Below are 11,908 nucleotides of genomic sequence, written 5' to 3' on the forward strand. Positions count from 1 at the left end.
TGCCTGTGAGTTCAACGGTCCAGAGAGAAAAACTTTTCTCTCTCGACAATTAATCCACCCTGCCTCCCCGCAAGCGATGAGGGGGCTATGATGTATAGCAACCGCCAAGATGGTTAGGACAACGATAAATTCACAATGTATCCTGTTGAACGCGTCTACCGCCAACTTGTCCTAACGGCTTTGGCGACTGCTATATCTCATTTGATTAGGAAAAGCTATAAGTAGGTAGGTGTAATTAAATATAAGATAAAACCTCACCCTCAATCCCTCTCCGTGAGTTCGGAGAGGGAAGCCGGAGGCAGGGTGAGGTTTTATATTTAATTTGACCCACTTACTTGTTCTAATTTTCTCATGCCTTAAGCATAATTACTAATTATGAATTATTTTGACCTAATTATTAATTTCCAACAACCCAGGCGGTGGTGTAATTTCAATGCGACCAGATTTCAAGTCTACTACTGGTGCGATCGCTAGCACAAATGGAATCAAAACAGTCTTTTGCTTTTTGTGATTTGTCATTTGTTGTTTATCAGTAGCAAATGATTCATGCAACTTGACTTCTAACAAATCATTCCCAGCAGAGATGATATCTACCACCGTCCCAACGAGTTCGCCAGATGCTTGCATAAAGACTTCCAAGCCAATCAAATCGAGGACATGATATTCATCTTCGCCTAATTGGGGGCGATCGCTTGCTGGCACCATTAACTTACAACCGCGTAACGCCTCCGCTTGATCGCAATTTTCCACACCAGCTAATTTGATCACATACAAGTTTTTGTTACTGATATAACGTCCTGCCAATAATTGGATTGGTTGTGGTTCTGTGTCACCTGAACGCAACAACCAACGTTTTCCCGGCACCTGAAATCTTTCAGGGAAGTCAGATACAGGATAAACCCGTAATTCCCCAGATAATCCTTGGGGGGAAACAATTTTACCAATTTCTAGCCAATTATCTGATTTATCATTTGTCATTGGGCATTAGGGTTGGGGGAGAATAATAACTTATAACAGACGCGATTAATCGCGTCTCTACTCCTAACTCCTAACTCCTAACTCCTAACTGTTCACTCCCCACTCCCCACTGATAAACTTCTTCAGCCACTTTTGCTAAACGTTGCATAGCAGTGGTAATTTCCTCATCGCTTCCTGTAAGGCTGATGCGGAAACATTGGTGCTTGTGCGCCCATTCTTCCTCTAAACCGGGGAAGAAGCTAGTTCCAGGGACAATAATCACACCTACTTGCTTGACTCGCTGGTAAAATTCCCAATCACTGATGGGTAAATCCTCTAACCACAACCAAGCAAAAATTGCTCCTTCACCGCGATGGAGAAACCAAGGTAAATTCTTGGGCATTGCTTGTTCTAAACTGGTTTCTAAAACGGTAAACTTATTTTGGTAAAAGGGACGGATGACAGTGTGAGAAATTTCCACTAAAGCACCAGAATTGATTGCAAAAGCTGCGATCGCTTGGCCGTAACGTGAAGAATGGAGACTCATATTTGCCTGAAAACACTCCAGCACTTCAATCCACTTTTCATCCCCAATGGCAATCCCAATCCTTTCTCCTGGTAATCCGGCTTTCGATAAACTCATGCAGTGGAGGATGTTATCACCAAACACTGGTGTCATTTCGGTGAAGTTCAATGCTGGGAAGGGAGGTGCATAAGCCGAGTCAATTAACACGGGTACATTGTAAGGCGCAGCCAGGGCAGCAATCTTTTTCACTTCATCATCAGTGAGGACATTACCAGTCGGATTACAGGGGCGAGAAAAGAGGACACAACCCGTGTTTTCGGTAATCGAAAGTTGACTGAAGTCGGGGCGATATTTAAATCGGTGGGCAGCTGTATCGATATCGAGAGTCGGTTTGTAGGCGGTTAAGGCTTTTGGAACTAAGCAGATACCCCCGTAACCCGTGTAGTCAGGACTGAGGGGCAAAACGATTTGTTTTAACTCGCCGCTAGAGGTGTAGCCACCGAAGCTATTCACGGCGTAGAAGTAGAGGGTTTGACTACCAGGGGTAATAAGAATATTGCGATCGCTCAAGTTTAACCCGTAGCGTTTGTTAAAATCATTAGCGATCGCTTCAATAAATGGTGCATAGCCCTGACTTGAGCCGTAGCGACAAACTACCTCACCATATTCTGGACTAGCGAGAAGCTGTGCAGTACAATCCCGCCATAATTGCTCTACCTCTGGCAAAATCAAAGGATTACCAGCACTCAAATTAATAAACTGCTGCCCTGCACTTGTTCGTAATGTCTCGATAATATCCTTCATGATTGCTCTGACGCCAGTCAGGTTAGACATTTGAGCGCCAATTTGAGTGAGGGCAGGGTTCATAAGCTGTGACAAAATATATAAATTGAGGGGTGGACAAATTATTTGGGGGTTGCTGCTGACATCAAGTTTACATCGTTGCCAAAACAGCTGTTGCCGCCTTTAACCAATTTAGCTACAGAATGATATTTTAACAAAGTGATATTTATCGTTATAGGAGCGATTGTGCTTACTAAATACGATGAAGTGATACAAAAGTGTATCATGCGCTCAATGTGTTTAAGTGAAAGAATTCCGTGCTTCAGCATTGGAGAGAACCTCAAAAAATTATACAGGAGGGCTGACATTGCAAGTTAAAGCAGCAGTAGCTTACAGCGCAGGTAAGCCGTTGACGATTGAAACCGTTCAACTATCGGGGCCACAAGCCGGGGAAGTGTTAGTTGAGGTGAAAGCCTCCGGGATTTGTCATACCGACGCCTTTACCTTATCTGGTGACGATCCCGAAGGTTTGTTTCCGGCAATTTTGGGACATGAAGGCGCTGGTGTGGTAGTGGAGGTAGGCGCTGGTGTCACCAGTCTCAAACCAGGGGATCATGTAATTCCCCTCTACACTCCCGAATGCCGCCAGTGCGAATATTGTCTGAGTTTCAAAACTAATCTCTGTCAAGCCATTCGCTTAACTCAAGCACGCGGTGTCATGCCCGATGGTACCAGTCGCTTTAGTCTCGATGGGCAGATGATTCATCATTATATGGGTACATCCACTTTTGCCAACTATACGGTGTTGCCGGAAATCGCCGTGGCAAAAATTCGGGAAGACGCCCCATTTGATAAGGTTTGTTACATTGGCTGTGGTGTGACTACTGGTATTGGTGCAGTCATCAACACTGCGAAGGTGGAACCAGGAGCGAATGTCGTGGTTTTCGGTTTGGGTGGTATTGGCTTAAATGTCATCCAGGCGGCGCGGATGGTAGGGGCGAATATGATTGTCGGGGTGGATCTTAATCCCAACAAACGCGCTTTGGCAGAAAAGTTTGGCATGACGCACTTTGTCAATCCCCAGGAAGTAGAGGGTGATTTAGTTCCCTATCTGGTTGATTTAACCAAAGGCGGTGCTGATTACAGTTTTGAATGTATCGGTAATGTCAAAATTATGCGTCAAGCATTAGAATGCTGCCACAAAGGTTGGGGCGTAAGTGTGGTTATTGGTGTTGCTGGTGCTGGACAAGAAATTAGTACTCGTCCTTTTCAATTAGTAACTGGACGCGTTTGGAAAGGTTCAGCATTTGGTGGCGCTAAAGGACGTACAGATGTGCCGAAAATTGTTGATTGGTATATGCAAGGTAAGATAAATATTGATGATTTGATTACCCATGTAATGCCTATTGAGCAAATTAATGATGCCTTTGAATTGATGCACAAAGGTGAATCAATTCGCAGTGTGGTGACTTTTTAATTCGTAATTAGTAATTCGTAATTCGTAATTAAAAAGGCTTTGTACTTAATGCTTATGTAGACAGTCATGTTTCAAATAAGGTTTAAATCTCTATCTGAAACATAATTATGAATTAAGTAAGTGGGTCAAATTAAATATAAAACCTCACCCTGCCTCCGGCTTCCCTCTCCGAACTCACGGAGAGGGATTGAGGGTGAGGTTTGATATAAATATTTAATTACGCCTACCTACTTATAAATTTTTAAATTATGTAGACACTACAAGGTATGATAATTAAGTACAAACAAAGCCGAAAATGCTGGTTGTACACTGAACCTAGACAATCTAGAATATGGGGTTCCATTCAAGAATAGACATTTTTTGTCATCTCCGTGAATGGGTAAAATTCTAGCGGTACGAAGGTAGAACATACTTTTTGGTACTTGTTCAAAGTCTGCGGAGGGGCATCTCGTGGACTCAAAATAAAGCTCAGTTAATGTCCGACGGGATACCGGGAGTCACTGAGAAGCCTACATTCTATGCTTGCATCAGTGTAGGAGTATGTCACCATCAGGAGAAACAAATCTGCCACTCTCAACTTTTCCCAAGCAATGTTTATATCCTTTTGAATAAATTCTGAGCGATCGCTTTTATCCGGGTGAGCCTGCCACAGATGATTTAATCGAATAAAAGCGATAAAGCAGACAAATTATTTAGAAATCGATAGATAATACTCAAATCGCTCCCGCAGTTGTTCAACCGTCAAATTTTGAGTCCAGTATTCCACTAGGGCGTGACCAAATGCCCAGGCGTTGCGATCGGGTGAAGCGGAGTTTTCCAGCAGTAGCGGCCAGAGCGATCGCAATTCAAAGTTGAGTGAGTTATGGTTGCCTGTATTCAAGAGCGAGAAAAGCTCATATCCCATTTGAAGTTTGCCAATCACAATCGGCAACTGTTCCACAGGAATTTGCTCCGCCAACATATATGCTAGGGCTGGAGATCCGGTTGAGAGGGTAGAAACAAACTGGAGGACGGGACTTTTAAGTAATGCGGTTAGTCCCTGTGTTGTCGTCATCTGGAAAGTATAGTGGTCGATGATTTTGGCTGCGGCGATAGTGCGGGCTTCTAGGTTACGCAAAAAGCGGGCGAGACGGAGTTGCTTGGTAGGCGCGATCGCATCCACTAATCCCAACGATAGCGCCTCCACTCCCCAGGCGATTCGACTTGTTTTGCTGTCACCTGTAACCACAGGTAGAACTAGATTACAGAAGTTTCCTAGCAGTTTGGCGCGATACTCGGTGGCTTCTCGAATCGCAATTTCTTTGGGGCGATTGCCCCATTCCCAATCATAGGGTGGTTGCCATTCGCGGAGCGGACGCAAACGATCTACTTGAGTAACGATCGCAATCGCTGGTAAATCTGCAACTTCTGCCTTGATATCTTCCAAAAAGTCTACATCCATTTGCAGGGCAGGATCGAGGGCAGGGGTAGCTAACAGCAGCAAATCTGCATTGATGGCATAATCAAGCACCAGATTTCGCAGATCAGCACGGTTGACTTGTTCATAACCAGGTGTATCCCAAAGCGTCAGGGTTTCGCCACTTTGACTCTGCCATTGATAATTCTGAATGCGATCGGTACTGGGTAAAACATCAACGGCTGCGAGATCCGCCTGAAATAGTGTGTTAATCAAGCTACTTTTTCCTGACCCTGTGCGCCCCACCACCAGAATATTCACAGGCTTTTGCTCAACCGCCTCGGCTGGTTGAGCTTGAGTCAGGATTTCTCGGAGTGTTTGGGTTTTTGCTTTAGGTAAAGTTGGTGTGGATACTACGGTTGCTGAAACTGGTAATGTGCTACGTCCGTAGAGTGCGATCGCCTGTCGGCATAAGTTTCTGAGTGCAGCTTCCCGGAATAACTGACTCAAATTCCCCAATAATTGCTGAGTTGCTTGGTTACTGTAACCCTGACTAGCTTGTTTTGCCACCGCCGCCACCGGATTTAAAACCCACTGTGCCCAGTTCCAAGCTTTCCAGAATTTCCGAGCCGATGGTTCCAACTTCCGGTAGACCTCATATCCTTGGTATGCTTGTCCAACCGTTACCTGATTGAGGACTGGGGATAACTTTTGCATCCACTGATCCATATCATCTACCGTTCCGCGAATCAGCCCGTAAGCTTGGGGGACGTAAATGTTCAGCAGGGGATATTGAATTTGAGGATTGTAGATATGAGCGATCGCTACCACCAAATCCTGGCATCGCGTCCAAAAAGTTGGCCAGTCTTCCCAAATCGGGCGATCGCTCTGTGCCGCTTGCAGAATCTCTTGGAGTGCGGTTTCTGCAACCTTTGTGGTATCACTTCCCACTGGTGGTCTTACTATATCCTCTGCTGTCGATTCTAATTCTTCTTGGACTTGGGCTAATACAGCTTCCACCTCGTTGACAGCAGGTAGAGTCCATTTCACCAATAGCCAACGCCAACCAACGAATAAAAGGGTGAACACACCCCAGATCCAACTAATACCCCACGCATGAATTTGCGAACCGGCGGATACTAGTAAGAAAATGATGATAAAAGCGATCGGGATTGCTAAGACGACCCACTGCCACGGTTTTAATCGCACCATTGCCCGATACCTGCCTTGCTTATACTTCTATTGTCAATCTAATACTTCTTTGAAGAATGGTAAATTGCTGGACTCTTTCCTGGGGGTAATACAACGAGAAAGCGTATTAAACATCTATGGGAAGTCCAATAGTAGTTAAAAGTACATCAGGTTAGAGAACTATACAGCACTTCCGTCTGTTATGATTGAAGCTGTCGGTGCTTGAGTTATATGTTTATCACCATACTCACCAGATTTTAACCCAATTGAGTTATGGTGGTCACAACTTAAGTCAATATACGGATGTTTTCACCGATCACAACAAAAATGGTAGATCAAATCATTTCAGTTGCACTTGACTTAATAAATCCTCAACATTTAAGAAACTGGTTTGCTAATTGCTGCTACTGTACCTCATAGCAGCCGGAAATGCTGTATTCTGTTTTATTTCTACAATCCAGCCAAATTGTATGGTATTATTAGCCACTGGTTGTCCGTCACTATCTGGGTAGATGACCTCTGGCTGGGTCGGCGGTTGGATTTGCCATACCATAGCTTCGCCCAAGAGAAGGATATTTAATAGGGATGCTTCCAAATTAGCAGACTCTTAAGGATGTCTGCGGGATGAATTTGGAACGATAACTAACCAAAACAGTACTATTGTTCTATTATAAACCGATTTAAAGATAGTATTATTAAGGACTGTTTCATCAGAAACTCCTTCTTTGCCGCCAATATGTCAGACCAACACCTAGCCGCATCCTTGAACGGACATCTTCCTAACCCCAGCCACAACAGCCAGAATACCATTCGGATTCGGGGTGCTAGGCAGCATAATCTGAAAAATATTGACTTGGAATTGCCGCGCGATCGCCTGATTGTGTTTACTGGCGTTTCTGGTTCTGGTAAGTCTTCCCTGGCTTTTGATACGATTTTCGCTGAAGGGCAGCGTCGTTATGTGGAATCCCTCAGCGCCTACGCACGGCAATTTTTAGGACAGTTGGATAAGCCGGATGTGGAGGCGATTGAAGGCTTAAGTCCAGCAATTTCCATTGACCAAAAATCAACGTCTCATAACCCCCGTTCCACTGTGGGTACGGTGACGGAGATTTACGACTATTTGCGGCTGTTGTTTGGCCGGGCTGGCGAACCCCATTGTCCGATATGCGATCGCTGTATTGCACCCCAGACAATCGATGAGATGTGCGATCGGATTATGGAATTAAGCGATCGCACCCGCTTTCAAATTCTTGCACCCGTTGTTCGGGGTAAAAAAGGCACACATCGTAAGCTTTTGTCAAGTCTGGCATCTCAAGGTTTTGTTCGCGTGCGGATCAATGGCGAAGTACGCGAACTCTCAGATTCCATTGAATTGGATAAAAATTTTACCCACACCATCGAAGTGGTAATTGACCGCCTGGTGAAAAAGCCTGATATTCAAGAGCGTTTGGTTGATTCCTTGTCTACGTGTCTCAAGCAATCGGATGGTATTGCGACCATTCTTGTGAGTCTGCTTGGTGACGACGGACAAGAAAAAGAAGAAGAATTAGTATTTTCGGAAAATTTTGCTTGTCCAGAACATGGGGCGGTAATGGATGAACTATCGCCGCGATTGTTCTCGTTTAACTCACCTTATGGTGCTTGTCCACACTGTCATGGAATCGGGACTTTAAGGAGATTTGCGCCAGATTTGATCGTACCTGACCCGGAAGCGCCACTTTATGCAGCGATCGCGCCTTGGTCAGAAAAAGATAATTCTTATTACTTGGAATTACTCTATAGTATCGCGCAAGCTCATGGGTTTGAGTTACAGACAAATTGGAGCAAGCTGACAGTAGAACAGCAGCAGATTATTCTGTATGGAGAGCAAGAAGAAGGAAATACAAAAGCCCAAAAAACCCAAAACTTTAAAGGTGCTATTCCAATTTTGCAACGGCAATATGAGGGTGGTTCTGAGCTAGTTAAGCAAAAATTAGAGCAGTATTTAATCGATCAGCCGTGTGAAGTTTGTCTGGGAAAACGGTTAAAGCCGGAAGCATTGGCGGTGAAATTAGGTCAATATGGAATTTTAGATTTAACTACGGCATCAATTCGGGATTGTCGAGAGAGAATTGATCAATTCAAGTTGAGCGATCGCCAGTTACAAATTGCTGATTTAGTCCTGAGAGAAATCAAAGCTAGATTGCAATTTTTGTTAGATGTAGGTTTAGATTACCTTAGCCTTGACCGTCCAGCAATGACCCTTTCTGGTGGCGAAGCTCAACGCATTCGTCTAGCAACACAAATTGGTTCTGGTTTAACAGGAGTTCTCTACGTTTTAGATGAACCGAGTATTGGTTTGCATCAACGAGATAATGGCAGGTTGCTCAAAACCTTAACTAAATTGCGTGATTTGGGTAATACATTAATTGTTGTTGAGCATGATGAAGAAACAATTCGTGCAGCCAACTACATAGTTGATATTGGCCCTGGTGCAGGAATTCACGGCGGGAATATTATCGCCCAAGGTGATTTTCAGACGTTATTAGCAGCAGAAGATTCCTTGACGGGTGCATATTTATCAGGAAGACGAGTAATTACCACACCAGCAGAACGCCGCGAAGGAAATGGGCGTAGTTTGGGAATTAAAAATGCCCATCGCAACAATTTAAGAAATATAGATGTAGACATTCCATTAGGTAAACTTGTGGCCATCACTGGTGTGTCTGGTTCTGGTAAATCTACCCTGATTAACGAGTTACTGTATCCATCTCTGCAACACCATTTAACTAAGAAAGTTCCCTTGCCGAGACATTTGGAGAAAATTCAGGGATTAAACGCGATTGATAAAGCGATCGTTATCGATCAATCTCCTATTGGACGCACACCACGTTCTAACCCTGCAACTTACACAGGAATTTTCGATGCGATTCGAGATGTATTTTCCCAAACAGTAGAAGCCAAAGCTAGGGGCTACAAACCCGGACAATTTTCCTTCAACGTTAAAGGTGGACGTTGCGAAGCTTGTAGTGGACAGGGTGTGAATGTTATTGAAATGAACTTTCTCCCAGATGTTTACGTGCAATGCGAAATTTGTAAAGGTGCAAGATACAACCGGGAAACTTTGCAAGTGAAGTACAAAGATAAATCTATTTCTGATGTTTTGAGAATGACAGTTGAGGAAAGTTTAGACTTTTTTCAAAATATTCCCAAAGCGATCGCGCGGTTACAAACTTTATTTGATGTCGGGTTAGGTTATGTCCAACTCGGACAACCTGCGACTACCTTATCTGGTGGGGAAGCGCAACGGGTAAAATTGGCAACAGAACTATCTCGACGCGCCACAGGTAAGACACTTTATTTAATAGATGAACCGACAACCGGGTTATCTTTTTATGATGTCCACAAATTGTTAGATGTGTTGCAACGATTGGTAGATAAAGGCAATTCAATATTAGTAATTGAACACAACTTAGATGTAATTCGTTGTTCTGATTGGGTGATAGATTTGGGGCCAGAAGGTGGCGACAAAGGCGGAGAATTGATTGCTGTGGGTACACCAGAGGAAGTTGCAAAAAATCCCAGGTCTTATACTGGGCAATATTTGCAGCAGGTGTTGAAACAGTATCCGGCTATGAAATCTTAGTCTTTTGCAAGTAAGGTGCATTACATACAGGTCATATCCAGGTCAAAAAAGCGGAGAAGGTTGTAGCAAACGTATTATGAAACTTCCTAACCGTGAATGCGCTATCGTTGAAATAGATAAAATCGCGGGTTACTGTCTCAACCCAAAACATCCAGAGGGAAAACACAAAGCCCGTGTATTTAAATCTGCACTAGACTTAAATTTAGATCATGCAGAAGAATTACAAGCGATCCTTTTACAAGCAGTAGCAAATTATGATGCCATCCCTGGTAAAAGGAATCCATACGGTCAAAAATATATCATTGATTTTCCCCTGAATCGTTCAGATAAACAAGCAATTATTCAAAGCGTTTGGATAGTGCGTAATAATGAAGGCTTTCCCCGCCTAGTCACCTGTTATGTAATCTAAGCAACGAGGTAATACCAATGAAATTATTAGATGTGGTTGCCCTAACCGAAGACTTAGCAGAATTGGGATTGCATCGCGGTCAAGTAGGAACGATTGTAGAAGAATATGAACCTGGAGTTTTTGAAGTAGAATTCAGTGACTTAACAGGAAAAGCTTATGCCGTAGAAACTTTAAATGCTAGCCAGCTAATGAGTTTATATCATCAACCAATTGGTGGGAAAACATTATTGGTTTAACTCCCCTCCCTACGGTACTTTTAAGGTCGGTTTATTTCAGGCAATTCGCACCACCTTCGTTAAACACGCCACAGCCGGGGGTAACAGTCCAGAAGATTTAGATAGTGCGATTCGGCAGATTGTTTATAATGCAGTTGCAACAGTTCAGATGGTGAATATTTTCGCTGCTGCTGGGATACACAATCCTTAAATTTACATCCTCTCTGATGAATTTTTGGCAGATGTGCGTCTATTTCCTCAGCGTCATTTGGCTTTAGAAAGCTAATTTTCTACAGTAAAACCCTCAGAGTGTTTATACACCAAAGGTTTTGTTCGTTCATAAAAAAATTGTCTTCAGTACAGTAAGAATACTATTGCATAAAAAAACTACTGCTATAGAGAATAGATACAGAAAACATTGAGGTGTTAATAATGAGTACAAAAAATGATGACAATAATTTTGGAGAAGCAGCAGGATTTGCAGCAGGTGGTGCTGTGCTAGGAGGTGGTGCTGCGGCTACATTAGGGGGTATTGGTGTACTCGCTCCTGCTGCTGGTATTGCGATTGGTATTGGTGCAGCTCCAGTTGTAGCAGCGGGTGCTGTTATAGGGTTGGCAGCTTATGGCATCAAAAAAGCGTTTAACTGGTAACTTTTAGATCAGTATTTCTCACATAACAAAACCCTCAGAGTGCTTAGTCTTTGAGGGTTTTGTCGAGATTTGGCTGTATAGGTAAAAGAAAATCAACAACTAAACAAACTTGCATCAACGTGAAAAAATTTTCCTAAAGCCTCAGCTTTTTCTAAGGTTCACGCGCTAGCAAAGCATCCAGCAAAATATTTGTATCAAATAAAATTCGCATTACAGATACTTTTGCACCAACCGCTCATCTAACATGGCTTTCACTTCTTCATCTGTAGGTGGCAGGGTGCCAGTCTTCGCAATGCCAATTAAACTCACAGCTAAACCTTTCGGCTTTGACGTTGGCTGGAGTTTTGGTTGGAGCGATCGCACCAATGTATTGATTAACTGCCAACGATCCTCGGCAGATAATCTCAGTGCTTGATCTTAAAGTTCACATAATGTCATGACAATAATTTCTAACAGAGAGCATTTAGTTATCAGAATAAGACGGTTTGCGATGTCTGACGACAAGCCGCTTTGCGTCTACGCCCAATGCAATTTTCTTTCTTAGGCTGTCTCGCCGTTTGCTGCTTGTGGCATTGACTCAATCAAGCTCAGTGAAGGAAATCAACAGCAAGAGATTTTGTTGAGAGTGACCAATAATGATTTCTCGCTGCTCATCTATTGTCTTTAAAGAATACTTAT

General features: G+C 43.4%; 11 protein-coding genes and 1 pseudogene. 8 read left to right on the forward strand and 4 right to left on the reverse strand.

The window, feature by feature from the left end:
- Positions 1–390 precede the first annotated feature (390 nt).
- Both rimM and V7K31_RS15785 read right to left on the reverse strand, forming a co-directional pair.
- Positions 391–978 (reverse strand): ribosome maturation factor RimM, encoded by a 588-nt coding sequence (gene rimM / locus V7K31_RS15780; RefSeq protein ID WP_335095248.1) that lies wholly within the window; start codon positions 976–978, stop codon positions 391–393.
- 70 nt (positions 979–1,048) lie between these two features.
- Positions 1,049–2,350 carry a valine--pyruvate transaminase gene (locus V7K31_RS15785; protein WP_335095250.1) on the reverse strand — a complete coding sequence of 434 codons (1,302 nt, stop codon included), beginning with the start codon at positions 2,348–2,350 and terminating at the stop codon, positions 1,049–1,051.
- A gap of 283 nt (positions 2,351–2,633) precedes the next feature.
- Here V7K31_RS15785 and V7K31_RS15790 point away from each other — a divergent pair, with 283 nt between their 5' ends.
- Positions 2,634–3,743, forward strand: coding sequence for an S-(hydroxymethyl)glutathione dehydrogenase/class III alcohol dehydrogenase (locus V7K31_RS15790; protein ID WP_335095251.1), 1,110 nt, complete (start codon positions 2,634–2,636; stop codon positions 3,741–3,743).
- Between the two features lie 688 nt (positions 3,744–4,431).
- Here V7K31_RS15790 and V7K31_RS15795 read toward each other — a convergent pair.
- Positions 4,432–6,351 (reverse strand): GTPase family protein, encoded by a 1,920-nt coding sequence (locus V7K31_RS15795; RefSeq protein WP_335095252.1) that lies wholly within the window; start codon positions 6,349–6,351, stop codon positions 4,432–4,434.
- A gap of 181 nt (positions 6,352–6,532) precedes the next feature.
- On the opposite strand from V7K31_RS15795, the pseudogene V7K31_RS31890 reads away from it, so the two are divergent.
- The 7 genes and pseudogenes from V7K31_RS31890 to V7K31_RS15825 form a co-directional block, all read left to right on the forward strand.
- Positions 6,533–6,631: pseudogene (locus V7K31_RS31890) on the forward strand (transposase); the annotation flags it as partial.
- Positions 6,632–6,721: 90 nt separating this feature from the next.
- Positions 6,722–6,910: a hypothetical protein gene (locus V7K31_RS15800; RefSeq protein ID WP_335095315.1), complete on the forward strand. Its 189-nt coding sequence runs from the start codon at positions 6,722–6,724 to the stop codon at positions 6,908–6,910.
- 156 nt (positions 6,911–7,066) lie between these two features.
- Positions 7,067–9,955 carry an excinuclease ABC subunit UvrA gene (gene uvrA / locus V7K31_RS15805; protein WP_335095253.1) on the forward strand — a complete coding sequence of 963 codons (2,889 nt, stop codon included), beginning with the start codon at positions 7,067–7,069 and terminating at the stop codon, positions 9,953–9,955.
- 76 nt (positions 9,956–10,031) lie between these two features.
- A complete protein-coding gene (locus V7K31_RS15810; RefSeq protein WP_335095255.1) occupies positions 10,032–10,364 on the forward strand; it encodes a DUF6883 domain-containing protein in 333 nt (110 codons plus the stop codon).
- Positions 10,365–10,381: 17 nt separating this feature from the next.
- Positions 10,382–10,600: a DUF4926 domain-containing protein gene (locus V7K31_RS15815; RefSeq protein WP_335095257.1), complete on the forward strand. Its 219-nt coding sequence runs from the start codon at positions 10,382–10,384 to the stop codon at positions 10,598–10,600.
- Complete coding sequence (locus V7K31_RS15820; protein WP_335095259.1) at positions 10,578–10,790, forward strand: type I restriction enzyme endonuclease domain-containing protein; 213 nt, start codon at positions 10,578–10,580, stop codon at positions 10,788–10,790. Before V7K31_RS15815 ends, V7K31_RS15820 begins: the two co-directional genes overlap by 23 nt.
- Positions 10,791–11,011: 221 nt before the next feature.
- On the forward strand, positions 11,012–11,230 hold the full coding sequence (locus tag V7K31_RS15825; RefSeq protein WP_335095260.1) for a hypothetical protein: 219 nt from the start codon (positions 11,012–11,014) through the stop codon (positions 11,228–11,230).
- 210 nt (positions 11,231–11,440) lie between these two features.
- Here V7K31_RS15825 and V7K31_RS15830 read toward each other — a convergent pair whose 3' ends face one another.
- Complete coding sequence (locus V7K31_RS15830; RefSeq protein ID WP_335095261.1) at positions 11,441–11,593, reverse strand: hypothetical protein; 153 nt, start codon at positions 11,591–11,593, stop codon at positions 11,441–11,443.
- Positions 11,594–11,908: the final 315 nt, after the last annotated feature.

The sequence above is a fragment of the Nostoc sp. genome, assembly GCF_036917675.1.
In the GTDB taxonomy this organism is placed as follows: Bacteria; Cyanobacteriota; Cyanobacteriia; order Cyanobacteriales; family Nostocaceae; genus Nostoc.